The sequence below is a fragment of the Pseudomonas sp. MIL9 genome, assembly GCF_016887925.1.
In the GTDB taxonomy this organism is placed as follows: domain Bacteria; phylum Pseudomonadota; class Gammaproteobacteria; order Pseudomonadales; family Pseudomonadaceae; genus Aquipseudomonas; species Aquipseudomonas mohnii.
The window spans coordinates 402,145-428,792 of record NZ_JAFEHE010000004.1; the positions used below are offsets into that span (position 1 = coordinate 402,145).

Annotated in this window: 27 protein-coding genes and 1 pseudogene; 9 read left to right on the forward strand and 19 right to left on the reverse strand. The window is 60.4% G+C overall.

The annotated features are described in order from the left end of the window. Window positions 1-12: 12 nt before the first annotated feature. Window positions 13-903, reverse strand: a complete 891-nt coding sequence (ubiA, locus tag JQF37_RS06290) for a 4-hydroxybenzoate octaprenyltransferase (protein WP_130205594.1) — start codon at window positions 901-903, stop codon at window positions 13-15. Next, on the reverse strand, window positions 903-1,466 hold the full coding sequence (locus JQF37_RS06295; RefSeq protein WP_130205596.1) for a chorismate lyase: 564 nt from the start codon (window positions 1,464-1,466) through the stop codon (window positions 903-905). The genes ubiA and JQF37_RS06295 overlap by 1 nt, the downstream gene beginning before the upstream one ends. A gap of 200 nt (window positions 1,467-1,666) precedes the next feature. On the opposite strand from JQF37_RS06295, the gene JQF37_RS06300 reads away from it, so the two are divergent. From JQF37_RS06300 to JQF37_RS06315, 4 genes are all read left to right on the forward strand, one after another. Next, a complete protein-coding gene (locus JQF37_RS06300; protein WP_007954349.1) occupies window positions 1,667-1,834 on the forward strand; it encodes a rubredoxin in 168 nt (55 codons plus the stop codon). Between the two features lie 21 nt (window positions 1,835-1,855). Further along, window positions 1,856-3,004: an FAD-dependent oxidoreductase gene (locus JQF37_RS06305; protein ID WP_130205598.1), complete on the forward strand. Its 1,149-nt coding sequence runs from the start codon at window positions 1,856-1,858 to the stop codon at window positions 3,002-3,004. A gap of 194 nt (window positions 3,005-3,198) precedes the next feature. Then, window positions 3,199-3,474, forward strand: a complete 276-nt coding sequence (locus JQF37_RS06310; RefSeq protein ID WP_003213368.1) for an HU family DNA-binding protein — start codon at window positions 3,199-3,201, stop codon at window positions 3,472-3,474. A gap of 399 nt (window positions 3,475-3,873) precedes the next feature. Next, on the forward strand, window positions 3,874-4,263 hold the full coding sequence (locus JQF37_RS06315) for a helicase (RefSeq protein ID WP_130205600.1): 390 nt from the start codon (window positions 3,874-3,876) through the stop codon (window positions 4,261-4,263). Window positions 4,264-4,354: 91 nt separating this feature from the next. Here the strand turns inward: JQF37_RS06315 and JQF37_RS06320 are convergent, their stop codons facing one another. The 6 genes from JQF37_RS06320 to exbB form a co-directional block, all read right to left on the reverse strand. Next, a complete protein-coding gene (locus JQF37_RS06320) occupies window positions 4,355-5,755 on the reverse strand; it encodes an aminoacyl-tRNA deacylase and HDOD domain-containing protein (RefSeq protein ID WP_130205602.1) in 1,401 nt (466 codons plus the stop codon). Window positions 5,756-5,834: 79 nt separating this feature from the next. Beyond that, window positions 5,835-7,910 (reverse strand): ATP-dependent DNA helicase RecG, encoded by a 2,076-nt coding sequence (gene recG / locus JQF37_RS06325; protein WP_130205604.1) that lies wholly within the window; start codon window positions 7,908-7,910, stop codon window positions 5,835-5,837. 9 nt (window positions 7,911-7,919) lie between these two features. Then, window positions 7,920-8,849, reverse strand: coding sequence for a hydrogen peroxide-inducible genes activator (locus JQF37_RS06330; RefSeq protein ID WP_090326662.1), 930 nt, complete (start codon window positions 8,847-8,849; stop codon window positions 7,920-7,922). A 182-nt stretch (window positions 8,850-9,031) separates the two neighbouring features. After that, a complete protein-coding gene (locus JQF37_RS06335) occupies window positions 9,032-9,781 on the reverse strand; it encodes an energy transducer TonB (RefSeq protein WP_204149568.1) in 750 nt (249 codons plus the stop codon). Further along, window positions 9,778-10,206, reverse strand: a complete 429-nt coding sequence (gene exbD / locus JQF37_RS06340; protein WP_047535134.1) for a TonB system transport protein ExbD — start codon at window positions 10,204-10,206, stop codon at window positions 9,778-9,780. Before exbD ends, JQF37_RS06335 begins: the two co-directional genes overlap by 4 nt. Before the next feature lie 6 nt (window positions 10,207-10,212). Then, window positions 10,213-11,181, reverse strand: coding sequence for a tonB-system energizer ExbB (gene exbB / locus JQF37_RS06345; RefSeq protein ID WP_130211044.1), 969 nt, complete (start codon window positions 11,179-11,181; stop codon window positions 10,213-10,215). A gap of 189 nt (window positions 11,182-11,370) precedes the next feature. Between exbB and JQF37_RS06350 the strand changes: the two genes are divergently transcribed. After that, complete coding sequence (locus JQF37_RS06350) at window positions 11,371-12,228, forward strand: SDR family oxidoreductase (RefSeq protein ID WP_130211043.1); 858 nt, start codon at window positions 11,371-11,373, stop codon at window positions 12,226-12,228. 65 nt (window positions 12,229-12,293) lie between these two features. Here JQF37_RS06350 and JQF37_RS06355 read toward each other — a convergent pair whose 3' ends face one another. The 6 genes from JQF37_RS06355 to JQF37_RS06380 form a co-directional block, all read right to left on the reverse strand. Next, window positions 12,294-13,034, reverse strand: a complete 741-nt coding sequence (locus tag JQF37_RS06355; RefSeq protein WP_047535125.1) for a hypothetical protein — start codon at window positions 13,032-13,034, stop codon at window positions 12,294-12,296. Between the two features lie 67 nt (window positions 13,035-13,101). Beyond that, entirely contained in the window at window positions 13,102-13,482 is a 381-nt protein-coding gene (locus tag JQF37_RS06360) for a RidA family protein (protein ID WP_003229509.1), read from the reverse strand. Between the two features lie 24 nt (window positions 13,483-13,506). After that, a complete protein-coding gene (gene spoT / locus JQF37_RS06365) occupies window positions 13,507-15,612 on the reverse strand; it encodes a bifunctional GTP diphosphokinase/guanosine-3',5'-bis pyrophosphate 3'-pyrophosphohydrolase (protein ID WP_130211042.1) in 2,106 nt (701 codons plus the stop codon). A gap of 57 nt (window positions 15,613-15,669) precedes the next feature. Then, a complete protein-coding gene (gene rpoZ, locus JQF37_RS06370) occupies window positions 15,670-15,933 on the reverse strand; it encodes a DNA-directed RNA polymerase subunit omega (RefSeq protein WP_007921129.1) in 264 nt (87 codons plus the stop codon). Window positions 15,934-16,099: 166 nt separating this feature from the next. Then, the gene (gene gmk, locus JQF37_RS06375) at window positions 16,100-16,720 is read right to left on the reverse strand and encodes a guanylate kinase (protein WP_047535114.1); all 621 of its coding nucleotides are present in this window, start codon (window positions 16,718-16,720) and stop codon (window positions 16,100-16,102) included. Between the two features lie 12 nt (window positions 16,721-16,732). Further along, window positions 16,733-17,596: a YicC/YloC family endoribonuclease gene (locus JQF37_RS06380; protein WP_103402939.1), complete on the reverse strand. Its 864-nt coding sequence runs from the start codon at window positions 17,594-17,596 to the stop codon at window positions 16,733-16,735. 266 nt (window positions 17,597-17,862) lie between these two features. Between JQF37_RS06380 and rph the strand changes: the two genes are divergently transcribed. From rph to gltS, 3 genes are all read left to right on the forward strand, one after another. Next, window positions 17,863-18,585: a ribonuclease PH gene (rph, locus tag JQF37_RS06385; protein WP_047535109.1), complete on the forward strand. Its 723-nt coding sequence runs from the start codon at window positions 17,863-17,865 to the stop codon at window positions 18,583-18,585. 28 nt (window positions 18,586-18,613) lie between these two features. Then, window positions 18,614-18,982, forward strand: a complete 369-nt coding sequence (locus JQF37_RS06390; RefSeq protein WP_130211041.1) for a DUF4870 domain-containing protein — start codon at window positions 18,614-18,616, stop codon at window positions 18,980-18,982. A 431-nt stretch (window positions 18,983-19,413) separates the two neighbouring features. Continuing rightward, window positions 19,414-20,619 (forward strand): sodium/glutamate symporter, encoded by a 1,206-nt coding sequence (gene gltS / locus JQF37_RS06395; RefSeq protein ID WP_130211040.1) that lies wholly within the window; start codon window positions 19,414-19,416, stop codon window positions 20,617-20,619. A 76-nt stretch (window positions 20,620-20,695) separates the two neighbouring features. Here the strand turns inward: gltS and JQF37_RS06400 are convergent, their stop codons facing one another. Then, the gene (locus JQF37_RS06400; RefSeq protein WP_003176915.1) at window positions 20,696-21,475 is read right to left on the reverse strand and encodes an exodeoxyribonuclease III; all 780 of its coding nucleotides are present in this window, start codon (window positions 21,473-21,475) and stop codon (window positions 20,696-20,698) included. Window positions 21,476-21,556: 81 nt separating this feature from the next. Here JQF37_RS06400 and pyrE point away from each other — a divergent pair, with 81 nt between their 5' ends. Further along, window positions 21,557-22,201 (forward strand): orotate phosphoribosyltransferase, encoded by a 645-nt coding sequence (gene pyrE / locus JQF37_RS06405; RefSeq protein WP_198131649.1) that lies wholly within the window; start codon window positions 21,557-21,559, stop codon window positions 22,199-22,201. 180 nt (window positions 22,202-22,381) lie between these two features. Here the strand turns inward: pyrE and argB are convergent, their stop codons facing one another. The 4 genes and pseudogenes from argB to coaBC all read right to left on the reverse strand — a co-directional run bounded on the left by argB (window position 22,382) and on the right by coaBC (window position 26,616). Beyond that, window positions 22,382-23,287 carry an acetylglutamate kinase gene (argB, locus tag JQF37_RS06410; protein WP_047535093.1) on the reverse strand — a complete coding sequence of 302 codons (906 nt, stop codon included), beginning with the start codon at window positions 23,285-23,287 and terminating at the stop codon, window positions 22,382-22,384. A gap of 24 nt (window positions 23,288-23,311) precedes the next feature. Next, window positions 23,312-24,670: pseudogene (locus JQF37_RS06415) on the reverse strand (phosphomannomutase/phosphoglucomutase); the annotation flags it as partial. 276 nt (window positions 24,671-24,946) lie between these two features. Next, on the reverse strand, window positions 24,947-25,402 hold the full coding sequence (gene dut / locus JQF37_RS06420) for a dUTP diphosphatase (protein WP_047535088.1): 456 nt from the start codon (window positions 25,400-25,402) through the stop codon (window positions 24,947-24,949). A 5-nt stretch (window positions 25,403-25,407) separates the two neighbouring features. Next, complete coding sequence (gene coaBC / locus JQF37_RS06425) at window positions 25,408-26,616, reverse strand: bifunctional phosphopantothenoylcysteine decarboxylase/phosphopantothenate--cysteine ligase CoaBC (RefSeq protein ID WP_090326620.1); 1,209 nt, start codon at window positions 26,614-26,616, stop codon at window positions 25,408-25,410. Between the last annotated feature and the right edge of the window lie 32 nt (window positions 26,617-26,648).

Sequence of the window (26,648 nt, forward strand, 5' to 3'; positions counted from 1 at the left end):
ATCAATCCTGTCTCAGCGCAACCCGTAATCCAGCACGATCCCGACAAAAATCGCCAACCCGGCCCAGTGGTTGTGCAGGAACGCCTTGAAACAGCGCATCCGGTCCTTGTCGCGGGTGTACCAGAACTCCCAGGCGAAGCAGCCTGCCGCCACCGCCAACCCAAGGTGGAACCAGCCACCGAGCTCGAATTTCGAACCCGCCAGCAACAGACAACCCAGCGCCAATCCTTGCAGGGTCAGGATGATCACCCGGTCCGCCTCGCCAAACAGGATCGCCGTGGATTTCACGCCGATCTTCAGGTCGTCGTCGCGGTCGGTCATTGCGTAATAGGTGTCGTAGCCCACCGTCCACATCAGGTTGGCGATGTACAGCAGCCACGCCGCTGCCGGCAAATCACCGGTTTCGGCGGTGAATGCCATCGGCATGCCCCAGGAAAACGCCGCGCCCAACACCACCTGCGGGTAATAGGTGTAGCGCTTCATGAACGGGTAAGTGAAGGCCAGCGCCAGGCCGCCGAGTGACAGCCAGATGGTGGTCGCATTGGTGCACAGCACCAGCAGGAAACTCACGGCCATCAGCAGCGCAAAGAACACCAACGCTTCCTTGGAGCTGATCTTGCCGCTCGCCAGTGGGCGCTGTGCGGTGCGTTTCACATGGCCGTCGACCTTGCGGTCCGCCCAATCGTTGATCACGCAGCCACCGGCGCGAGTCAACACCACGCCAAGGACGAAAATCACGATGTTGGCCAGCGACGGCGAGCCCTTGCCGGCAATCCACAGTGCCCACAGCGTTGGCCACAGCAACAGATAGATGCCGATTGGCTTGTCCATGCGCGTCAGCTGAATGAAATCCCAGGCCCGTGGGTTCAAGCGGTTCAGGGACTTGAGCAGGCTCTGGTACATCAGCAATTCTCCGGATGGGCGCGGGCGGCGTTCCACAGGGTCGGCAGGAAAATCTCGGCCACCAGCACGCTCAAGGTGCCACGGTCGAACCGTGAACGGCGGCCCCATAGTTCAGGCGACTGGACCTCGTTCGGCAGCCACGCTTGAGGATAGTGGCAAACCTCGATGGCCCGGCGCTGGAAGGCGTGATCGCAAAACAGTAATTCGCCCAGGGAGCGGCTGCCCAACTCATCCATGTGCAAGCCGTCGCCCTGCAATGCACTGCGCGAGGCCACGCTGCGGGCAAACACCCAGGCCTCGCCGTGACCGCGCAGGTACACCTCGCGAACCCAGCCCTCACTGCCGTCGGCCAGATCCAGCGCGGCGCATTCGTCGGCGCGCAGGGTCTGCCAGCCTTCGAACAGCGGCGTGACGCTGAAGCCGTCGTTCGACAAACGGGTCAGGCGGCGGGTCAGCGAACCTTCGTCGAATAGCCAGTCGAGGGTGGACGTATCGGGGAGGGGCGTCAGTTGGCTGTGAGGGCGCCAGAGCGGGGCCGGGCAAGCGGATTTTGAGTGCGGCACAGTGAGTCATTATTGGCAGCAAAGGAGGCGGCGAGCTTAACATGTCGGCTCATGAATTTGAGTGATCTGGCCGTCCGTTGCGCCGAACAGGCTTGCATCTGCGCGGCCCCATCAGTACAAAACGCCCTGAGCCGGACGGCAGCGCTGCAACCATCGACCGTTCGCGCCGGCAAAAGCCTGAATCCTGAGGAAGTACCTGAATGAAAAAGTGGCAATGTGTGGTCTGCGGCCTGATCTACAACGAAGCCGATGGCTGGCCGGATGACGGCATCGCGCCGGGCACCCTGTGGCAGGACGTGCCCGAAGACTGGCTGTGCCCGGATTGCGGCGTCGGCAAAATGGATTTCGAAATGATCGAAATCAACTAAGACACCTGGAAGGAGTAAGGAATGAACGCACCTGTCGTGATCGTCGGCACCGGACTGGCGGGCTACAACCTGGCCCGCGAGTTTCGCAAAATCGATGGCGAAACCCCGCTGCTGCTGATTACCGCCGATGACGGGCGTTCCTACTCCAAGCCGATGCTCTCCACCGGTTTCGGCAAAAACAAGGACGCCGACGGCCTGAGCATGGCTGAACCCGGCACCATGGCCGAGCAGTTGAAAGCCGAAGTGCGCACCCACACGCGCATCAGTGGTATCGACCCGGGCCACAAGCGTCTGTGGATCGGCGAAGAAGCGGTGTACTACCGTGACCTGATCCTGGCCTGGGGCGCAGAAACCGTGCGCGTGCCCATCGAAGGTGATGCGGCGGACTGCGTTTTCCCGATCAACGACCTGGAGGATTACGCACGCTTTCGCGCGGCAGCGGCCGGCAAGCGTCGGGTGCTGTTGCTCGGCGCCGGGCTGATCGGCTGCGAGTTCGCCAACGACCTCAGTCTGGGCGGCTACGAGGTGCAACTGGTGGCGCCGTGCGAACAAGTCATGCCGACCCTGCTGCACCCGGCGGCGGCTGCGGCGGTGCAGGCCGGGCTGGAAAGCCTGGGTGCACGTTTCCACCTCGGGCCGGTGCTCAATCGCCTGCAGCGCGTCGCTGATGGGCTGGAGGCGCACCTGTCCGATGGCAAGGTGATCCCGTGCGACGTGGTCGTGTCGGCCATTGGCCTGCGTCCGCGCATCGACCTGGCCGCCGCTGCCGGCGTGCAAGTCAATCGCGGCATCGTGGTCAACCGCCATCTGCAAACTTCCCACGCCAACATCTACGCCCTGGGCGACTGTGCCGAGGTCGATGGGCTGAACCTGTTGTACGTGATGCCCCTGATGAGCTGTGCGAGAGCGCTGGCCCAGACCCTCGCCGGCAACCCGACGACGGTCACTTATGGCCCGATGCCCATCACCGTCAAAACCCCGGTGTGCCCATTGGTGGTGTCCCCGCCGCCACGCGGGATGGAGGGCGTTTGGAGCGTCGAAGGGCAGGGTGCCGACATCAAGGTTTTATGCCGCGATGCCGGCGGCAAACTGCTCGGTTATGCCCTGACAGGCGCGGCGGTGACGGAAAAACTGGCCCTGAACAAAGAACTTCCGGCGCTGCTGGCGTAAATACCGGTCGTTCTGTCGGAATCACCCCCCTTTTGCCCATACATTGGCCGCGCCGACACTGGCGCGGCTCCTCGCTGCGTGCCATCCTCACTCCCGTCTGCCGCAGAGTAGAGCACCTGCGGCGCTTTGGGCGCTGCTCCGCAGAGAGCAGCACGGACATAACAACAAAAAACCGTCAAAGGGGCTTCACTAATATGCGTAAACCAGAACTCGCCGCAGCAATTGCTGAAAAAGCAGACCTCACCAAAGAGCAGGCCAACCGCGTTCTCAACGCCGTTCTCGAAGAAATCACCGGCGCCCTGCACCGTAAAGACAGCGTCACGCTGGTAGGTTTCGGCACCTTCCTGCAACGCCACCGCGGCGCCCGCACCGGCAAAAACCCGCAAACCGGTGAGCCCGTCAAAATCAAGGCCAGCAACACCGTTGCGTTCAAGCCAGGTAAATCGTTGAAAGACAGCGTCAATCCGTAATCCGTCGCCATACCCTGCGTAGCAGGGGAGCGGAACAAAGAATGGGCACGCCAACCAGGTTGGGTGCCCATTTTTTTGGTTTCGTGCCATCCCGGAAATTGATAACACAACACCGGTAGGGGCCAGCTTGCTGGCGATGGTCGTTAACGATAACGCGTGTGGACTGGATAAACGCGGCGCACGTGAGGTTATCGCCGGCAAGCCGGCTCCTACAGACTGTGTTTCGTTTGGTGTGGGAATGATGTGGCGAGTGGTCTGGCAGAAGGCTTAAAAATTGTGACTTGGTAGTCATCGTGCCGCTAATGGTTATGATCTCCTCCTAATGGAACTGGATGCTGGCGTTATGGCTTGAAGCCGTTAAACTGCCCCGGCCGTTCATTTTCTTTTTGAGGCTTGCGCATGAAATTTCGTTTTCTGCTGTGGATGTTGGGTTTGTTGATGGGCAAGGCCAGTCGGACCAATCCTGCGTTTCAGCAGCAGTTGGGCGACAAGGACCTGGTGTTTCAGCTGCAGACCCTGGACGGGAAAGTGGCGCGGCATTTCCGGATTAAGGATCAGCGAATTACCAGCAAGGCGGGCGTGTATGCCGAGCCTGCATTTGCCATCGCCTTCAAAGACGCCGCGTATGGCTTTGCCACGATGCAGGCGAAGAACAAGCAGTTGGCGTTCATGACGGGGATTCAGGACAAGTCGATTCAGATCAAGGGCAACCCGGCGCTGGTGATCTGGTTCCAGGGGCTGACCAAGTATTTGAAGCCTAAGAAGGCGAAAACTGTCGCCAAGGTTTGAGTGGGGCGGTTAAACCGGGTTGGATTCATCGCGGGCAAGCCCGCTCCCACAGGGATCATCTATGTGGGAGCGTAGCTTGCCCGCGATGCTTTCAGCCCTGAGTGAATTGCGAAGCGAGTTCGCGCAGCAATACTTCGGCTTCAAGGACTTTGCTGACCACGTCGTCGGCCTTGGCGCGGGTCAGGCCCAGGCGTTCGAGCAGGGCGTCGGGGATGTCTTCGTCGGGGCCGGAACCAATGCCGCGGCTGCGCAGCAAGCGCACGCTCAGGCACACCAGGTTCGGGTACTCGGCGTAATCGCCGTCGTAATGGGGGTCGTGCTGGAAGCGCAGCGCGGTGGCCAGTTCATCGGGCATGTCCCAGTAGCGCATCAGCCAGGCGCCGATCTGTTCGCGGCTGATGCCCAGCAAGTGTTGCTCGATGTAGCTGTGGCACAGGTGCGGGTTGACCTCCAGGTGGCGGCAGATCAGCGAGAAGTGCGGCGGGAACACGTGGGCCAGCAGCAGGTAGCCGAAGTTGTGCAGCAGGCCGGCCAGATAGGTCAGGCCGGCTTCCGGACGCTGGGCGCGCGGCATGGCGCGGGTCAGGCCTTCGATGACGGCGGCGGTGTAGATCGATTGCTGCCAGTAAGGCGTGCTGTGTTGCGGGTGGTCCTTGGGCAGGCTCAGGGTTTTGCCCAGGGCCAGGCCCAGCGCCAGGTTGATCACCAGGTCGAAACCCAGTACTCGCACGATGGCGTCTTCCACCGAACGGATCTTGCCCGGCGAAGCGTAGTACGGCGACGCTGCCCAGCTCACCACTTGCGCCGCCAGCGCCGGGTCGGTCTCGACCACGCCGGTGATGTCGTCGATGGTAGCGTTGGGGTCGACGCGCAGTTTGATGATCTTTTGCGCGGTCTCGGCCAGCGGCGGAATCTCGATGGTCGCTTCCAGGCGTTGCTGGATGCGCCGCGCGGTGAACGCCTGGACGGCCTGGGTGATTTCCTCGCGGTCGTCGTCGGGGCGGTCGAGGTTCGGGCGGATGCTGGTCAGCGCTTCGCCGAAGTTGGCGGCGCTGGCTTTATTCAGCATGGATTTGAAGGCTTCGCTGGTGATTTCCAGCAGTACGCCAGGCTCGCCGGAGTTGACCAGCACCATCGGCTCATGTAGCAGGCTTTCGTCGTACAGGCACGGTGAGCTGGTCAGTGCCGGCAGGCCGGGCAACAGGCTCAGGTTATGCTTGCCGAGCATCTTTTCCAGGCGCTCGGTCGGCACCGCAGTGAGGCGGCGGCCGGTGAGTTCGGTGAGGCGATTGAGGTCCAGCAATTGGCTTTGCGGGAACAACACCATCAGCGCACCGACGGCGTCATCAAGCAGCGCAGCCTGAACTTTGCGCGCGGGGTTCAGGCCGTGGTGGTCGAGGACTTCCTTGTAGGCAATGCCCATTTTGCCCAGCAACAGCCGAATGACCGACGGCGCGTGCGGGGTAGCGGGTGCGAGGGCAACTTCGGTCATGGTCTGTATCCGTTTTAAAACAATTGGCAGGAGTATAACCAGCTTGCTCGAACCCATCGCTCAGAAACTGAGACGGTGCTCACACTTGGCCGTATTGCTGCCCATGACGCAACCAACGATCAAGTAATGGGCTGACGTGATCGGGCCAGCGTTCGAGCAAGGCCTGAGCGGCATCGCGCACCGCCGGCAGCAGGTCGGCGTCGCGCATCAGGTCGGCGACTTTGAATTGAAGCAGACCGGTCTGCCGCGTGCCGAGCATTTCACCGGGGCCGCGCAGCTCGAGGTCTTTTTCGGCGATGACGAATCCGTCATTGGTTTCGCGCATGATGCCCAGTCGCTGGCGCCCGATCTGCGACAGCGGTGGATGGTAGAGCAACACGCAATGGCTGACGGCGCTGCCCCGCCCGACGCGACCGCGCAACTGGTGCAGTTGCGCCAGGCCGAGACGTTCCGGGTTTTCGATGATCATCAGGCTGGCGTTGGGCACGTCGACACCTACTTCGATCACGGTGGTGGCGACCAGCAGCTGCAAGTTGCCGGCCTTGAATTCGGCCATCACGGCCGCTTTTTCGGCAGGCTTCATGCGGCCGTGAATCAGCCCGACTTTCAGTTCGCCGAGCGCGGCGGTGAGGTCTTCATAAGTGGTTTCGGCGGCTTGGCAGGTCAGCTCTTCCGACTCTTCGATCAGCGTGCACACCCAATAGGCCTGTCGACCTTCGGCACAGGCGCCGCGTACCCGTTCGATGACTTCGACGCGCCGGGTGTCGGTGATCAGCACCGTGTTCACCGGGGTTCGGCCGGGCGGCAATTCGTCGAGGATCGAGGTGTCGAGGTCGGCGTAGGCACTCATGGCCAGCGTGCGCGGGATAGGCGTCGCAGTCATGATCAGTTGGTGTGGGCACATGCGCCCGCCGACGCCTTTCTGGCGTAACGCCAGGCGCTGTTGCACACCGAAGCGGTGCTGCTCGTCGATGATCACCAGTGCCAGGTTCTTGAACTGCACCTCGTCCTGGAACAGCGCGTGGGTGCCGACCACCATCGGCGTGCCATTGGCGATTTGCTCCAGCGCGGCCACACGGTTTTTGCCCTTGAGCTTGCCGGCCAGCCACGCGACTTCGATGCCCAAGGGTTCGAGCCAGCGCTTGAAGGTGATGAAGTGCTGCTCGGCGAGAATTTCGGTGGGCGCCATCAGGGCGACCTGATAACCAGCCTCCAATGCTTGCAATGCAGCCAACGCCGCGACCACGGTCTTGCCCGCGCCGACATCACCTTGAATCAAGCGCAGCATCGGCTCGTGTTGACTGAGGTCGTAGGCGATTTCGTTGCCCACCCGCTGTTGTGCACCCGTGGGGCTGAAGCCGAGATTGGCCAGGTATTGGGCCGGTAGCTTCGTGGCTTTGGGCATGGCCGGCGCGCGCAGCGAACGCATGCTCTCGCGCAGGCGTTGCTGGGACAGTTGATGGGTCAGCAGTTCTTCGAAGGCCAGGCGGTGCTGGGCCCAGTGGTGGCCGAGGGCGAGTTCGTCGACATCGGCATCGGCCGGCGGATGATGCAGGTAGCGGATCGCATCGGCCAGCGGTGCCAATTGATAGTCGCGGGCGAGTTCGGTCGGCAGCCAGTCGGGCAGGCTGGTGGGGCCGAGTAATGTCAGGGTCTGCATGCACAGTTGGCGCAAGCGTTGCTGCGTCAGGCCTTCGGTGAGCGGGTACACCGGCGTCAGGGTTTCGTCCACCGGCGGCGGCTCGTCGCCGGTAATGGCGCGGTATTCCGGGTGGTAGATTTCCAGACCCGACGCACCGGGTCGCGCTTCGCCGTAGCAGCGAATTCGCGTGCCGCGCTTGAGGCCTTCTTTCTGGGCGTTACTGAAATGGTAGAAGCGCAGACTGAGCCCGCCGGTGCCGTCCTGCAAGCGCACCACCAGGCTGCGGCGTCGGCCCATGACCACGTCGGCGCCGCTGACCGTGCCTTCGATCACGGCGTCCTGCCCCGGGCGCAACGCACCGATCGGGACTACGCGCGTGCGATCCTGGTAACGCAATGGCAGGTGAAACAGGACGTCCTGGAGATTTTCCAGGCCGACCTTGGCCAGTTTCTCGGCCATGGCTTCGCCGACACCCTTGAGTGCCGTCACCGACACTTGCGACAACTCGGTCATGACGCTTGCTTAGCCGGCCACCACCGGTGCGGATGGCTTGGCCACCGAGCACAGGCGAATGGAGTCAGCGAGGATTTCAATGGCTTTTGGACGCGGGAAGCTCGCACGCCAGGCAATGGCCACGGTACGAAACGGCACCGGCGCCGACAACGGCCGAACTTCGATCACGCCTGGGGCGTAGTGATGGCTGTCGACCGCCGACAGCGGCAGGATCGACACGCCAAGGCCGGAGGCGACCATGTGGCGGATGGTTTCCAGCGAGCTGGATTCCACCGTGGTGTGTTTGGCGCCGTCGTTGCCTTTGGTCAGGGTCGGGCAGGCTTCCAGCACTTGATCGCGGAAGCAGTGGCCTTCGCCGAGCAGCAGCAGGCTCTTGTCATTGAGCAGGCTGGCGTCGATGGATTCTTTTTGCGTCCATGGGTGCTGGGCCGGCATCAGGACGTAGAACGGCTCGTCGTAGAGCTGCAGGGTCAGGACGTCGGCTTCATTGAACGGCAGGGCGATGATGATCGCGTCGAGCTCGCCGTTGCGCAGCTTGTCACGCAGGATGTGGGTGAAGTTTTCTTCGATGTACAACGGCATCTGCGGGGCAACCCGGTGCAGTTGCGGGATCAGGTGCGGGAACAGATACGGGCCGACGGTGTAGATCGCGCCGACTTTCAGCGGGGCGGTCAGCTGGTTCTTGCCGGCTTGTGCCAGCTCGCGAATGCCTTGGGCCTGTTCCAGGACTTTCTGTGCCTGGGCCACGATGCCTTCGCCAACCGGGGTCAGGCGCACGGCGCTTTTGCTGCGCTCGAAAATCAGCACACCGAGTTCGTCTTCGAGCTTTTTCACGCCTACCGAAAGGGTCGGCTGGCTGACGTGGCAACGCTCGGCCGCGTGGCCGAAGTGCTGCTCTTGGGCGAGGGTAACGATGTAGCGTAATTCTGTGAGGGTCATAGCAAGCGTCCATGAAGTTGCGGGCCAAGCATAACGCTTGCAATCGATAGACGCACGTTATCAGACAGTATGTGCTGAGTGACACCGGGTAATGCGCGTTTGCCGTTTCCAGATATGCGAAAGGCACCTTTTCGGTGCCTTTCGCGTATCGCCGCAGAACCTGTTGAAGCGACCAACATTAATCAGCGCCGGCGTTTGTCTATCGAGTAAACAAAGGGTGCAACGATTTCGATGGAGCCATTTTTGAGCATGTCGGCCGGAGGTTTGGGCAGCGGCTGCGCACGGCGGATCATGTCCAGGGTCGCCCTGTCCAGATCGGCAGTGCCTGAGGCGCCCACCAGCTCGAATGACAGGACGTTGCCTTCGGCATCCACCACGAAACGCAGGCGGTTAATGCCTTCCTTTCCCCGTGCCTGTGCACTGGGCGGGTACTTTTTGTACTTTTGCAGGTGCGCCAGCAAGGTGCCTTCCCAACTGGCCTTGGCCGCTAGTTGAGCTGCCGATGGCCCTGGAGCGGGCTGAGCGGATTTCTCCGTTGGTGCCGGCGTTGGTGGTTCTTCGCTCGGTTTTGCTTCGGACGGCTTTTCCTTCGGCGGTTCCGGTTTTTTCTCCACAGGCTTGGGCGGTTGAGGCTTCGGCTTGGGTTTGACCGGTTTGGGCACCGCGATTTCCGCCTTCGGCGCTTCGGCGAGTTTCGGTATCGGCAGTTCCTCTACCGGGGCCGGTGGCTGTGGCGGGGTGACGACCTTTGGCGGAGCAGGCGGTGGCGGGGCGGGAAGCGGCGCCAGCTCGACCATCATTGCCTGGGGTGGCAATTCGATGGGCGGGCGGGCGGTCCAGTTCACGGCCAGCGCGATGGCCAGCGCATGAACGCCGAGCACCACGGCCAGGCTACCGCCATATCGCGTCAGCTTTTGGCGCGTCGTGATCATTTCTTGACTGCCGACTCGAGACCGACCAGACCCACCTTCAGGTAACCGGCGGAGCGCAGGGTGTCCATCACGCTCATGAGGTCGCCGTAATCCACGCCTTTATCGGCCTGGAAGAAGATCGTCGTGTCTTTCTTGCCCTGGGTCTTGGCGTCGAGCGTGGCGCCGAGTGCTTCGGCCTTCACTTCATCTTCGCCGAGGAACAGGCGTTGGTCAGCCTTGACGCTGAGGAACACCGGTTTTTCCGGCCGTGGCGCCGGTTTGGCGGTGGACGCGGGCAGGTCGACTTTGATGTCCACAGTGGCCAGCGGCGCCGCCACCATGAAGATGATCAACAGCACCAGCATCACGTCGATGAACGGCGTGACGTTGATTTCGTGATTCTCGGCCAGATCGTCGTCTGCGCCTTCTTTCAAATGCAGGCCCATGGCCGATTACCCCACTTTCACCATGTGCGGTTGCGAGCTGCGCTCGGGCTGGTGGTCGAGGTCGCGGCTGACCAGCAGCAGCACCTGTGCCGACGCGTCGGACACCTGAGCCTTGTAGCCGGCGATGGAGCGGGCAAACACGTTGTAGATTACGACCGCTGGAATCGCTGCGACCAGCCCCAGGGCGGTGGCCAACAAGGCCTCGGCAATGCCGGGAGCCACGACGGCGAGGTTGGTGGTCTGGGTTTTGGCGATGCCGATGAAGCTGTTCATGATGCCCCACACGGTACCGAACAGGCCCACGAATGGCGCGGTTGAACCGATGGTGGCAAGCACGCCGGTGCCGCTGCTCATGTTGCGACCACAGGCCGCCACCAGGCGCTCGAGGCGGAAGCTGACGCGTTCCTTGATGCCTTCTTTTTCGCGACTGTTAACCGACAGGCGCATCTCTTCGAGAGCGTCGTGCACCAACAGATTGGCGAGGGTGCCTTCCTTCGCCGCCGTGACGCTGGCTTCCTTGAGCGAGGCAGATTTTTTCAGCTGGGCGATTTCACTGCGCAGACGGCGCTTGGCGCCCATCAGCTCCAGGCCTTTGGCGATCCAGATGGTCCAGGTGATGATCGAAGCGATGGCCAGGCCGATCATCACGATTTTCACGATGATGTCGGCGTTTTTGTACATGCCCCACGGCGACAGGTCGTGGGCCATGCCCAGGGAGTTGTCGGCTTCGAGTACTTCGGGAGCGTCTTCGCCGGCGATCGCTTGGGTCTGCGCTGGGTCGGTGGCGACCGGAGTGACAACCGGGGCGGCGTGATCGGCTGAAGCCGGTGCGGTGGCGGAGGCCGGAGTGGCCGGCGTTTGCGCGTCAGCGAACGCGGCGGCAGGCGCCACTATCAGGCTGAACAGCAGGGCGGCCACCGCGCTCCAGGCACGAGGTCGTTTGGTTGGCAAAGCGGAGAGTTGATTACATGTCATGCTGGGCCGGACCTGAGAGGAAAATTCGATTAATGTTCTTCCAGGCCTCGTGAGGCCGAGAACAAAGTGGCGTGCATTATTGCAATTAATTCTTGTTAACAAAAGCGATAGAGTCTTTTTTTTCCTGCATTGCTAACCGCTCGTCCACTGTCGGCGTTAGCTTATCCGTTTCCGAGAGGAGTTTTTTTGATGTCCGCACCTTCTGTTCTGATCGCCGGTTGCGGTGATGTCGGCAGTCGTCTGGCCACGCAATTATTGGCTTTGGGGTGGGAGGTTCATGGCCTGCGGCGTGACATTTCACGTTTGCCCGAGGGGATCATCGGCGTTGCGGGCGACTTGTTCAATGAGGACTGTCCGGCCACCTGGCCAATCGGCGCCGTGGACTACCTGGTGTATTGCGCGGCCGCTACCGATCACGATGAAGCCGGTTACCGCGCTGCTTATGTCCAGGGCTTGCAACACGTTCTGGGCTGGTTGAACGACTATGGGCAGGTTCCTGAACGCTTGTTGTTCGTTTCCAGCAGCAGTGTTTACGGGCAGCAGGAGGGCGAGTGGGTTGACGAGACTTCGCCAGCCGTGGCGGCGGGCTATTCCGGGCGCGTGATGCTCGAAGCCGAGCAGATTGCCCTTAAGAGCGGCATCCCGGCCAGCATTGTACGGTTGACCGGTATTTACGGTCCGGGCCGCGAGTGGTTGCTGACCCAGGTTCGCCGGGGCTATCGCGTGGCGGTCGATCCACCGTTGTATGCCAATCGGATCCATGCCGATGACGCTGCAGGGTTGATGGCGTTTTTGCTTGAGGCCGCTCGACGTGGCGTGGCGTTGGAGGATGTCTATATCGGCGTCGATGACGCGCCCGCCGCGTTGGCGGATGTGGTGGGTTGGTTACGCGAGTATCTGGGTGTGACCGAATGGGCAGACGATGCCAGCGTGCGCCGCACCGGAAGCAAACGCTGCAGTAATGCGCGGGCAAAAGCCTTGGGCTGGGCGCCGAAGTATCCGAGTTTTCGCGAAGGGTATGCAGCGATTCTTGAAGGGCGCTGCTGACGTTCAGGCTCCACAAACACCTGTGGGAGCGAGCAAGCTCGCTCCCACAGGTGTTTGTGTATTGCTTACTGCTTCTCGAGCAGCCACTTGCGATCACCCGGCGTGAACGAAGGCATCTCGTCTGCCTGTGCGGTGTTCACGGTCTGGAAGATTTCCAGTTCTTTGCCTTTACGGGTAAAGATCCACGCATTTCCTTGCCCGTTGAGTTGCAGCCACATGTTGTCGTTGCCGCCGCTCATGGACGCGCAGTCACCGGCCAGGCAAAGTGCGTAGCGATCAGTGTTCGGCAAACCGGTCACCTGGCCGTCGGCCTGGAACTGCACGGTATTGCCTTCGCCCGGACCGCTGACGATTTTCCAGCTACCGCCCATGTAAGCCGAATACAGCGCGCGTTCGAAGCTGGCGCCAATCGGTGCGCCCTCCGGTACCGGGATCAGTGCGCGGTCGAAGACTTGCGCCGGCTCGTTGTCGCTGGCGGACTGGCTAAGTTGCTTGCCGTCACGTTTCAACTCGCTGGCCGAGCTGCCATAAAAGTCGATTTTCCAGGCGCCGGACTCTTCGCCCAGCATCTTGCCTTCGACATTTTCAAAGCCATTGGTGTAGCGGGCCTGACCGGCCTTGGTGTTGACGTTCCATTCCAGGTTCGGGCCATAGGTCTGGAGCGCCTCACGCAGGGGGACGCCTTTGGATGCAGTATCGATCGCCGCCTGATTGATCCAGGTGCCGCTGATATCACGGTCGGCAGGGTTGCTGGCACAACCGCCCAAGAACAGGGCGAGCAGCGAGAGAGCAAGCGCTTTGCGCATGGTGGAATCCTATCAAGCTTTCTTTACAGCAGAGCAGTCGGCGCAGCCAGAGGCTGCGCCGGACGCATTACTCGATGACCAGAATGGCATCCATTTCAACCTGCGAACCCTTTGGCAGGGCGGCTACGCCAATGGCGGCGCGCGCTGGGTACGGTTGGTCGAAGTACTTGCCCATGATCTCGTTGACCTTGGCGAAGTGGCTCAGGTCGGTGAGGAAGATGTTCAGCTTGACGATGTCCTTGAACGAGCCGCCGGCGGCTTCAGCCACGGCCTTGAGGTTCTCGAAGACCTGGACGGTCTGGGCTTCGAAGCCTTCAACCAGTTCCATGGTTTTTGGGTCCAGAGGAATCTGACCCGACATGTAAACGGTGTTGCCAGCCTTGATCGCCTGGGAGTAAGTACCGATGGCGGCCGGGGCCTTGTCGCTGGTGATAACGGTCTTGGTCATTGATGACTCCTTGTAATGGGTGGCTTAGGCGCGCATCCGGGTGATGCGGATCACCCCGGTCAGGGCGCGCAGTTTCTTGATCACGCGGGCCAGGTGCACGCGGTCGTGCACGCTGACCACCAGTTGGACCACGCTGATGCGACCATCGCGTTCGTCCATGCTGATTTTTTCGATGTTGCCGTCGGCCGCGTTGACGCTGCTGGCCAGCAGGGCGATCAGGCCACGCTGGTGTTCCAGCTCGACGCGCAGTTCGACATTGAATTCGCCGGTGACGTCCTTGGCCCACGAGAGCTGGATGCATTTTTCCGGATTGTGGCGGATTTCGCTGATGTTGCGGCAGTTGTCCAGGTGCACGACCATGCCTTTGCCCGCGGACAGGTGGCCGACAATCGGGTCGCCCGGGATCGGCGTGCAGCACTTGGCGTAGCTGAGCACCAGGCCTTCTGTGCCGCGAATCGCCAGTGGACCTTCCGGGCTCGGCAGCTGTTCGCCTTCGCCGAGCAGGCGTCGGGCGACGACGTAGGCCATGCGATTGCCCAGGCCGATGTCTTCCAGCAGGTCTTCGATCAGCTCGAGGCGATACTCGGTGAGCATCGCCTTGACGCGCTCGGCCGGGATTTTTTCCAGCGTGCTGTCGAAGCCGTTGAGGACTTTGTTCAGCAGGCGTTCGCCCAGGCTGATGGACTCGGAGCGGCGTTGCAGTTTCAGTGCATGGCGAATGTGCGTACGCGCCTTGCCGGTGACCACGAAGTTGAGCCACGCCGGGTTCGGGCGCGCGCCCGGAGCACTGACGATTTCGACCGTGGAGCCACTTTGCAGGGGTTCGGACAGCGGTGCGAGTCGACGGTTGATCCGGCAGGCAATGCAGCTGTTGCCGACGTCGGTGTGCACCGCATAGGCGAAGTCGACTGCCGTGGAGCCCTTGGGCAACTCCATGATCCGGCCTTTGGGCGTGAACACATAGACCTCGTCCGGGAACAGGTCGATCTTCACACTTTCGATGAATTCCAGCGAGTTGCCGGCGCGCTGCTGCATTTCCAGCACGCCTTTGACCCATTGGCGCGCGCGGGCGTGAGTGCCTTTTGGCTGCTCGTCGCCGCTGGATTTATACAGCCAATGGGCGGCGATGCCGTTGTTGGCCATCTCTTCCATTTCGCGGGTGCGGATCTGGATTTCGATCGGAACGCCATGCATGCCGAACAGCGTCGTGTGCAGCGACTGATAGCCGTTGGCCTTGGGGATTGCGATGTAATCCTTGAAGCGACCCGGCAGCGGCTTGTACAAATTATGCACAGCACCCAGGACGCGGTAGCAGGTGTCGACCTTGTCGACGATGATCCGGAACGCGTAGACGTCCATGATCTCGTTGAAGGCCCGACGTTTGCCGCGCATTTTCTTGTAGATGCCGTAGAGGTGTTTCTGACGACCGCTGACCTCGCCCTGAATGCCATCAACGGCCAGGCAGTGGCTGAGGGATTCCTCGATCTTGTTGACGATTTCCTTGCGGTTGCCCCGGGCGCGCTTGACCGCCTGGTAGATTCGCGCGGAACGCATCGGGTGCATGGCCTTGAAGCCGAGGTCTTCGAATTCTATGCGGATCGCGTGCATGCCCAGCCGATTGGCAATGGGCGCATAGATTTCCAGGGTTTCCTTGGCGATGCGACGGCGTTTTTCGCCGGACAGCACTTCCAGCGTGCGCATGTTGTGCAGGCGGTCGGCCAGCTTGACCAGGATCACGCGAATGTCGCGTGCCATGGCCATGGCCATTTTCTGGAAGTTTTCAGCCTGGGCTTCGGCCTTGGTCTCGAAGTTCATCTGGGTCAGTTTGCTGACCCCGTCGACCAATTCGGCCACGGTTTCGCCGAACTGCGCTTGCAGCGCTTCCTTGGCAATGCCGGTGTCTTCGATCACGTCATGCAGCATGGCTGCCATCAGGCTCTGATGGTCCATATGCATTTCGGCAAGAATATTCGCCACCGCGAGAGGGTGCGTGACGTACGCCTCGCCACTGCGGCGGCGTTGGCCGTCGTGGGCTTGTTCGGCGTAGAAATACGCCCGGCGGACCAGGTTGACCTGGTCCTTGCCGAGGTAGGTCGATAAGCGATCGGCGAGGGCGTCTATGCTCGGCATGATGACTCCTGCCGCAAGCTGTGATCCCGCGCCGTGCTACGTCGACCAGGCATAGGCTTAGACGGCCTCGTTGGACTCGTCCTCGAATGCAGCAAAAAGCGGTTCATCTTCAACGATTTCGGCTTCGGCGATAGCTGCGTAGTCGATCAGGCCTTCAGCGATTTCACGCAGGGCGACGACGGTAGGCTTGTCGTTTTCCCATGCTACTTTCGGCTCTTTGCCGCCGGTGGCCAGTTGACGGGCACGCTTGGTAGAGAGCATGACCAGCTCAAAGCGGTTATCCACGTGTTCTAGGCAGTCTTCAACGGTTACGCGGGCCATGGTCTTCCTCGTAGCAAATGCAATATGCGCGCTGCCCGGATGGGCGAGCGGACTCAACAGTTTAAAAAATCACCAGCGATTAGGGAAGCGCTGATTTTTGACCAGGCCCTTCAACGCGCTGCAAGTGCCAATGTAAAGCCCTTGCAGCGGTTTTGGGAAGAGCTGATTAGTCGAGCAATTCAGCCAGCAACTTGCCAAAACGCTGTTGTTGGCGTTTTTGTTGCAGCTGATTGGCGCGGAAAATCGCCTTCAGATCGTTCAGTGCGTGGGCGAAATCGTCGTTGATGATCAGGTAGTCGTAGTCGACGTAGTGGCTCATTTCGCTGACCGCTTCGCGCATCCGGCCGTCGATGATCTCGTCGCTGTCCTGGCCACGGTTGGTCAGGCGCTGGTGCAGGGCCTGAAGCGATGGCGGCAGAATGAAGATCGAGCGGGCCTTGGGCATCAGTTGACGCACTTGCTCGGCGCCCTGCCAGTCGATTTCCAGGATCAGGTCGTGGCCTTCGTCGAGGGTCTGCTGCAGGTGGCTTTGCGAGGTGCCATAGAGGTTGCCGAAGACCTCGGCGCGCTCGAGGAAATCCCCGTGCTCGATCATCTTCACGAACTCGCTGCGCTCGACGAAGTGGTAGTTCACGCCGTTCACTTCACCGGGGCGCATGGCACGGGTGGTATGGGAGATCGAGACGCGGATCTCCGGATCGGCGTCGGTCAGGGCCTTGACCAGGCTGCTTTTGCCCGCGCCCGAAGGGGCGGAAATGATGTACAGGGTGCCGGTGCTGTGGGTCATGTCGGGAATGCCTTACTCAATATTCTGCACTTGTTCGCGCATCTGCTCGATCAACACCTTGAGGTTGACCGCAGCCTGGGTGCTGCGCGGGTCGAAGGCTTTGGAGCCCAGTGTGTTGGCTTCGCGGTTGAGTTCCTGCATCAGGAAATCCAGGCGCCGCCCGGCAGCGCCACCGGACTTGAGTACCCGGCGAACTTCGATGATGTGAGTGCTCAGGCGATCCAGTTCTTCGGCGACGTCGCTTTTTTGCGCGAGCATGACCATTTCCTGCTCCAGGCGCTGCGGGTCCATCTCGGCTTTCATGTCGGCGAAGCGGTCGAGGACCTTCTGGCGCTGGGTGGCGAGCATCTGCGGGACCAGTTCGCGCAAGGTCACCACGTCTTCTTCAATGGAGGTCAGGCGCTCGTTGATCAACCGCGCCAGCTCTGCGCCTTCGCGCTCGCGACCGGCCTTGAGTTCCTTCAGGCCCTGGTTGAACAGTGCGAGTGCTTCGGCGTTCAGCGCTTGCGGGTCGGTGGCATCGCCTACCAGTACGCCGGGCCAGGCCAGGACTTCGAGAGGGTTCAGCGCTGCCGGATTTTTGATCAGGCTGGCGATCGTCTCGGCGGCGGCGACCAATTGCGCGGCGCGCGCCTGATCGACTTGCAGCGGTTTGCCGGTGTTTTCTTCGGTGAAGCGCAGGGTGCATTCGAGCTTGCCTCGGGACACGCCCTGGCGCAGGGCTTCGCGAACGGCGCCTTCGAGGTCACGAAAAGACTCGGGCAGACGCAAATGGGGTTCCAGGTAGCGGCTGTTGACCGAGCGCAGTTCCCAGCTCAGGGTGCCCTGAACGCCGGCTTTTTCGACGCGGGCGAAGGCGGTCATGCTGTGCACCATGGAGGTACCTCGCAATGCAGATCGGCCGGAACAGCGATTCCGGTCATCCGATATCAATGAATTTAAGCCGACTGGCAGCAAAGGCGCAGGATTGTAGCGCAGTGGCGCGGATGCGCCCAAACACAGGCTGTCACAAATGGCTGCAACGCTCCGGTGACAGGCTGTTCAGAGCCTTCGGTCGTCGGAGGTTTTTTTTAGAAGTGCCCAGCGGTGGCCGTCGGCTCTATAATGCTCCGCAGTTTTCCGTCCCCGTACAGGTATCCCTTATGAAACGTCCAAGTGGTCGCGCTGCCGATCAGCTCCGCTCGATCCGCATTACCCGCAACTACACCAAACACGCCGAGGGATCTGTACTGGTCGAGTTCGGTGATACCAAAGTCATCTGCACTGTCAGCGTGGAAAACGGCGTGCCGCGTTTTCTCAAAGGTCAGGGCCAAGGCTGGTTGACCGCCGAATACGGCATGCTGCCGCGTGCCACCGGCGAGCGTAACCAGCGTGAAGCGAGTCGCGGCAAGCAAGGCGGCCGTACCCTGGAAATTCAGCGTCTGATCGGTCGTTCCCTGCGCGCCGCGCTGGACATGTCCAAACTGGGCGACGTCACCCTGTATGTCGACTGCGACGTGATCCAGGCCGACGGCGGCACCCGCACCGCGTCCATCACTGGCGCCATGGTTGCCCTGGTCGATGCCTTGAAAGTGATCAAGAAGCGCGGCGGCCTCAAGGGCGGCGACCCGCTCAAGCAAATGATCGGTGCCGTTTCGGTGGGCATGTATCAGGGCGAGCCAGTGCTTGACCTCGATTACCTGGAAGACTCGGCCGCCGAGACCGACCTGAACGTGGTGATGACCAGTACCGGTGGCTTCATCGAAGTCCAGGGCACTGCCGAAGGCGCGCCGTTCCAGCCTGAAGAGCTGAACGCCATGCTGGAGCTGGCGAAGAAAGGCATGAACGAGATCTTCGACCTGCAAAAGGCTGCGCTGGCTGACTAACCGGAATGTTCCAGGCAAGGAGGACGCCATGAGTGATGAACAGCAACTGCTTCCCACCCCGAGCAAAGAAGCTCGGCAGTGGGCGATGTTTTGTCACTTGTCCGCCTTGCTTGGGATCTGGATTCCGTTCGGTACCTTGATTGGCCCGTTGATTCTCTGGCAGATGAAGCGCGAGATGGACCCGTTTGTCGATGCACAAGGCAAGGAGGCGCTGAACTTTCAGCTTACCGTTGCTATTGCATCCGCCATTTGCTTTCTGCTGATGGTAGTCATCATCGGGTTCTTCCTGTTAGGACTGATCGCGATCGGTGCGTTAGTGCTGACGATCATTGCTGGCGTGAAGGCCAATGAAGGGGTGCCTTATCGGTATCCGTTCACTTGGCGCCTGATCAAATAAGCAACCCGTCCCCTGTGGGCGCAAGTTGTTGTCCAGAAAAGTCGACTTTACTCGGTCGTCTGTCCCGATTTAAGTCAATGCTTCAACTTCGGAGTGTTGGCTCTTCTAAATACAGCTGAATGTTTCAAGTTGTGTGTAACAGTTGCCATTACGGAATTCAGGCGCTGCAGACATTTTCTCACACACTTGTATGGATTCGTCTTACACGTTTAGTCACAACTGCAAGGCTTCATCACGGCCTGTCTGCTTGGCAATGGGGCTGCGTGGTTGATAAGGTTGCGCCAAGTAATATTCATCAAGAAATATTTCGATATATTCAAACCATTGACGGTACTTGAATCTCAATTAATCAGCGTTGATATATCAACCTGTTCAAGAGGCGAGTCCAGGTAAAAAGTTCGCCCCTGAATATATGTAAATGAATTATCACAATGCTTCAGCTCGATTTTTACGGAACACTTGTGGCTGCCTCCCTGGTGCTGTTACTGGGGCGCGGACTTGTCACGCGCGTTGGTTTTTTACGGACCTACAATATCCCTGAGCCTGTAGCAGGCGGTCTGCTGGTTGCTCTGGTTCTTCTGGCCTTGCGAAGCCTGGACATTGAAGTTCGATTTGATACATCGCTGCAAACACCCTTGATGTTGGCGTTTTTTGCGACCATTGGCTTGAGTGCAGACTTCGCCAGCTTGAAGAAAGGCGGGCGCGTAGTGGGGGTTTTTCTACTGGCGGTCATTGGGCTTCTGGTGGTTCAGAATGCCATGGGCATCGGTCTCGCAACGGCGTTGGGGCTCGATCCGTTGATGGGCCTGTTGACAGGCTCCGTTACGCTGGCGGGTGGGCACGGTACAGGCGCTGCGTGGAGCGCGACGTTCAGCGAGAAGTATGGTCTGGCTTCTGCTTCCGAGCTTGCGATGGCTTCTGCAACGTTTGGCCTGGTGCTGGGTGGATTGATTGGTGGGCCGGTCGCTCGCCTGCTCATCAACCGTGTCCAGGTACCCGGTCTCGAGCAAGCAAAGCCAGGGATGCCAAAGGGCTTCGAGCAGCCGAACAGAGAGCGTTCAATCACGCCATTTTCGTTTATCGAGACACTCGCCCTGATCGCGGTCAGCTTGCTGGTGGGTTCACTCCTGAACGGCCTGCTGAAGGACACGGCCTTCGAGCTGCCAACGTTCGTTTGCGTCTTGTTCGTGGGTGTGGTTTTGCGTAATGGGCTTTCGGCGCTTGGCTTGTATCAGGTGTTTGAGCGTGAAGTTTCCGTGCTGGGTAATGTCAGCTTGTCGCTGTTTCTGGCGATTGCGCTGATGTCACTCAAGCTTTGGGACCTGGCCGCACTGGCTTTGCCCATTTTCATTATCCTGGCTGCGCAAACGCTGGTCATGGCGCTGTTTGCGATGTTCGTGACCTTCAGGGTCATGGGCGGCAACTACGATGCGGCAGTGCTGGCAGCAGGACACTGCGGGTTCGGGCTGGGCGCCACGCCAACGGCGATCGCTAACATGCAAGCGGTGACTCAGCGTTACGGACCTTCGCAGATAGCGTTTCTAGTGGTGCCGATGGTGGGAGCTTTCTTCATCGACATCATTAATGTGATCGTGATCAAGTCGTACCTTGCGTTGCCGATCTTCGCCGCTGCCTGAAGATCCGAACACCGCCGATGATCCAAAAAAATGCCCGTATCTTGCGATACGGGCATTTTTTCATTCGGCACAACGCTTAGATGGTCAGCGTCCAGTCGTAGTCCACGATCAGCGGCGCGTGTTGCGAGAAGCGCGGCTGGCGCGGCAAGCGTGCGCTGCGTACGAAACGACGCAGGCCCGGGGTCAGCAGCTGATAGTCGAAACGCCAACCGAGGTTGAGCATTTCGGCTTGTTCGTTATCCGGCCACCAGCTGTACTGATCGCCTTCACGGCTGACTTCGCGCAGGGCATCGACATAGCCCATGTTGCCGACAATCTCGTCCATCCAGGCACGTTCAGGTGCCAGGAAGCCCGGGGATTGCTGGCTGTCGCGCCAGTTCTTGATATCCAGCTTCTGTTGCGCCACGTACAGCGAGCCACAATAGATGTACTCGCGACGTTTGCGTCGCTGTTTATCGAGATAACGGGCGAAGTCGTCCATTAGCTTGAACTTCTGGTTCAAGTCTTCATCGCCGTTCTGCCCCGAAGGGAGCAGCAAGGTCGCGATGCTGACCTTGTCGAAATCGGCTTGCAGGTAGCGCCCGTAGCGGTCGGCCGTCTCGAAACCAAGACCGCTGATGACAGCCTTCGGTTGCAGCCGCGAATACAAAGCCACGCCACCTTGGGCGGGGACTTCGGCATCGCAGGCATAAAGGAAGTATCCATCCAGTTGGAAGGCTGGATCGTCCAGTTCAAAGGCGGAGGCGCGGGTGTCCTGCAGGCAGATGACGTCGGCATTCTGTGCTTGCAGCCAACTGAGCAAACCACGCTCGACTGCTGCCTGAATACCATTGACGTTCACACTGATGATCCGCATAAATGGCCCCAAAAATCGCGTGCGTGTATGATACACGGCGTCAAGCTAATTAGCTAAATCCGTGGTATTTGGGGTTTTTCCATGCAAGCGTATCAACGCGATTTCATTCGTTTTGCCATCGATCGCGGCGTTTTGCGCTTCGGTGAGTTCACCCTGAAGTCCGGACGTACCAGTCCTTACTTCTTCAATGCGGGCCTGTTCAATACGGGTTCTGCCCTGGCGCAGCTGGGGCGTTTCTACGCCGCAGCCATCGCCGAGAGCGGTATTTCCTTCGATGTGCTGTTCGGTCCGGCCTACAAAGGCATCCCGTTGGCGGCAACCACCGCCGTGGCATTGGCCGAGCATCACAACCGTGACCTGCCCTGGTGCTTCAACCGCAAGGAAGCCAAGGCCCACGGCGAAGGCGGCAGCCTGGTCGGCGCGCCATTGACCGGTAACGTACTGATCATCGACGACGTGATCACCGCTGGCACCGCCATCCGTGAAGTGATGCAGATCATCGCGTCCCAGGAAGGCGCCAAGGCCGCTGGCGTGTTGATCGCCCTGAACCGTCAGGAGCGTGGCAACGGCGAGCTGTCGGCGATCCAGGAAGTGGAGCGCGACTTCGGCATTCCGGTGATCAGCATCGTTTCGCTGAATCAGGTATTGGAATTCCTGGCCGACGATCCACAACTCAAGCAGCACTTGCCGGCGGTAGAAGCGTACCGCGCCCAGTTCGGCGTTTAACTGCAATGCCCCTGTAGGAGCGAGCTTGCTCGCGATGCCCTTCAGGGCGCCGCTTTTCGCCAGACACCCCGCGTTATCGTTGACGTCTTTCGCGAGCAAGCTCGCTCCTACAGGGATTGTGGAATAAAAAAGACCCCGCTCAGCCAGGCTGAGCGGGGTCTTTTTTATTTGCGCGATCGCTTAGTGACGCTTGCGATTGCTGATCAAGGTGCCCACACCGGTATCGGTGAAGATTTCCAGCAGGATCGCATTCGGCACGCGACCGTCGATGATCAGCGAGCTGCCGACGCCGCCCTGAACCGCTTCCAGTGCGCAACGGATCTTCGGCAACATGCCGCCGTAGATCGTGCCATCGGCGATCAGATCGTCGACTTGCTGAGTGCTCAGGCCGGTCAGGACCTTGCCCGACTTGTCCATCAGGCCGGCAATGTTGGTCAGCAGCATCAGCTTCTCGGCTTTTAGCGCTTCGGCGACTTTACCGGCCACCAGGTCAGCATTGATGTTGTAAGACTCGCCGTTCTCACCGACGCCGATCGGCGCGATCACCGGAATGAAGTTGCCTTTGACCAGCAGGTTCAGCAGTTCGGTGTTGATCCCGACCACTTCGCCCACCTGGCCGATGTCGATGATTTCCGGTTGGGTCATCTCCGGCGTCTGGCGAGTGACGGTGAGCTTCTTCGCGCGGATCAGCCCGGCGTCTTTACCGGTCAGGCCGATGGCGCTGCCGCCATGGCGGTTGATCAGGTTGACGATGTCCTTGTTGACCTGGCCACCGAGAACCATTTCCACAACGTCCATGGTCGCTGCGTCGGTGACGCGCATGCCATCGACGAAATGGCTTTCGATCGACAGGCGCTTGAGCAAATCACCGATTTGCGGACCGCCGCCGTGAACGACTACCGGGTTGATGCCCACGGCTTTCATCAGCACGATGTCGCGGGCGAAGCCGGTTTTCAGCTCCTCGCTTTCCATCGCGTTGCCGCCGTATTTGATCACCAGCGTCTTGCCGACATAACGGCGAATGTAGGGCAGTGCTTCGGACAGGACCTTGGCGGTGTTGGCGGCGGCTTCGCGTTCGAGGGTCATTCAGGGCTCCGGTGCTTCAATAAATCAAAACGGTAGTTGGAGATCAGGTGCAACACGCTTCAGTTGGACTTTGAAGACGTCCTTGATGCGCTGCAATTCAGCCTCGTCATCGGCCTCGAAACGCAGCACCAGCACCGGTGTGGTGTTGGATGCGCGAACCAGGCCCCAGCCTTTGGCATAGTCGACTCGCACGCCGTCAATGGTGGTCAGGTCGGCGCCTGCGCCCCACTGCGCGTCGTGCAGTGCATCAATGATGCTGAATTTGCTCTCTTCGGTCACATGGATATTGATTTCCGGCGTAGAAATATCATTCGGGAAGGTCGCGAACAGCTCTTCGGCCGATGATTTTTCCTTGCTGAGGATCTCCAGTAGCCGCGCGGCGCTGTAAATGCCGTCGTCGAAACCGAACCAGCGCTCCTTGAAGAAGATGTGCCCGCTCATTTCGCCGGCCAGCAGGGCGCCGGATTGTTTCATTTTCTTTTTGATCAGCGAGTGACCGGTCTTCCACATCAGCGGACGTCCGCCGTATTCCTTGATCAGCGGGATCAGGCGACGGGTGCATTTGACGTCGAAGATGATTTCCGCGTCCGGGTTGCGCGCCACCACATCGCGGGCGAACAGCATCAGCAGACGGTCCGGATAGACGATGCTGCCCGTGTTGGTCACGACGCCGACGCGATCGCCATCGCCGTCGAAGGCCAGGCCGATATCAGCGTTGGTTTCCTTGACCTTGGCGATCAGGTCAACGAGGTTTTCAGGCTTGCCCGGATCCGGGTGATGGTTCGGGAAGTTGCCGTCGACTTCGCAGAACAACGGAATGACTTCGCAGTTCAACGCTTCGATCAATTGCGGAGCGATCACACCGGCCGCGCCATTGCCGCAGTCCACGACCACTTTCAGGCGACGGGCCAGTTTGACGTCCTGGACGATTTCGGTGGTGTAACGGTCGAGGATCTCGACGTTGGTGATGCTGCCCTTGCCGCTGCTCAGGTCGTTGGTCTTGAGGCGGTCGTGCAGGGCCTGGATCTGTTCGTTGGCCAAGGTATCGCCGGCGATGACGATCTTGAAACCGTTGTAGTTCGACGGGTTGTGGCTGCCGGTCAGCATGACCCCGGATTTGCCGGCCAGGATATTGGCGGCGTAGTACAGCGCTGGCGTTGGCACCAGGCCGACATCGCTGACATGGCAGCCGCTTTCGGCCAGGCCTTGAATCAATTTTTCCACCAGCTCCGGGCCGGACAGGCGACCGTCACGGCCAACGGATACGTTGGGTTCGCCCTGCGCGAGGCTCTGTGCACCGATGGCGCGACCGAGCCAGTAGGCCGTTTCTGCGTTCAGAAATTCCGGGACGGTGCCGCGAATGTCGTAGGCGCGGAAGATGCTGTCTGGGAACTTGGGGGCAATTTGGGCCGGGGTGCTCATCTGGGGAAACTCCATCTCGAATGTGGTTGGACCCGCCTGCGAGGGACTCGGCAGACTCAAACTGAAGGGTATGACGGCGTTTTCCACAGAGAGTTCGTGGTGCGAAAAGGCCATCTTGCCGAAGTCAGCGGCTAACGGGTTGGCCAATGCCTTGATATTGGGCGGTCAACCTTGCTGTTGGGGCCGTTCGAAATCCGTGGCGAGAGCGCTTTCTCGCCACAGAGATCCTCTATCGGATCAATGGCTACCGGAATGACCGAAACCGCCGGTACCGCGCTGGGTCTCGACGAACTCTTCGACCATCTCGAAATGTGCCTGCACCACCGGTACCAGCACCAGTTGCGCCAGGCGCTCGCCCACGGCCATGGTGAAGTCGGTCTGGCCACGGTTCCAGCAAGAAACCATCAGCGGGCCCTGGTAATCAGAGTCGATCAGACCCACCAGGTTGCCCAGCACGATACCGTGCTTATGGCCCAGGCCGGAGCGCGGCAGGATCAGCGCGGCGAGGTTCGGATCGCCGATGTACACCGACAGGCCGGTAGGGATCAGCACGGTTTCACCCGGTTTGATCACGATGTCCTGCTCCAGCATGGCGCGCAGGTCGAGGCCGGCGGAGCCCGGTGTGGCGTATTGCGGCAACGGGAATTCGGTACCGATGCGGGGGTCGAGGATCTTGGCTTGCAAAGCGTGCATGTAAATTAAACCTGGTTCAGACGTTCGGCGATAAAAGTGATCAGCTGACGAGCAATCTTGCTCTTGCTGGTCTGGGCGAAAAGTGTGGCGTGAAGCTCGCGGTCGATCACGCTGCAGGCGTTTTCTTCGCTGTTGAAGCCAATGCTCGGGTTGGCGACGTCGTTGGCGACGATCAAATCGAGGTTCTTGTCTTTCAACTTGCGGGCAGCGTAGTCGAGCAGGTGTTCGGTTTCAGCGGCGAAACCGACACTGAACGGACGGTCGGGGCGTGTTGCGATGCTGGCCAGGATGTCCGGGTTGCGCACCATTTGCAGCAACAAGCCGTCGCCGTTCGTAGGATCTTTCTTAAGTTTTTGTGGTGCGACTACTTCCGGACGGTAGTCCGCAACTGCGGCAGAGGCGATGAACAGGTCGCAGGGGATCGCAGCTTCGCAGGCGGCAAGCATGTCGCGGGCACTGACTACATCGATGCGTGTGACACGGTCCGGGGTCGGCAAATGCACGGGGCCGGTGATCAGCGTCACCCGAGCGCCAGCTTCAACAGCTGCTTCAGCGAGGGCGAAACCCATTTTTCCGGAGCTGTGGTTGGTGATGTAGCGCACCGGGTCGATGTTTTCCTGGGTCGGGCCAGCGGTGATCAGCACGTGCTTGCCTGTCAGCGCCTGGCGCTGGAAGCAGTCGGCGGCGCACTGGGCCAGATCGGTGGCTTCGAGCATGCGCCCCAGGCCGACATCGCCGCAGGCCTGGCTGCCAGAGGCAGGGCCAAAGACTTTCAGGTCGCGACTTTCGAGGGTTTGCAGGTTGGCCTGGGTCGCCGGATCGCGCCACATGGCCTGGTTCATCGCCGGGGCGACGGCGACGACCGCGTCGGTGGCCAGCACCAGCGTGGTCAGCAAATCATCGGCAATGCCTTGGGCAAGACGAGCGATCAGGTCGGCGGTAGCCGGCGCGATCAACACCAGATCGGCCCATTTCGCCAGTTCGATGTGACCCATGGCGGCTTCGGCTGCCGGGTCCAGCAGATCCAGATGAACCGGGTGCCCGGACAGGGCCTGCATGGTCAGCGGGGTGATGAATTCGGCGCCGCCACGGGTCATGACTACGCGCACTTCGGCGCCCTGGTCCATCAGGCGGCGAACCAGATCGGCGCTTTTATAGGCAGCGATACCGCCGCCGACGCCCAGAACGATGCGTTTCCGATACAGCCGCTGCATAGGCCTGCCTTTCAATTCGTTGGTGGCTGCTT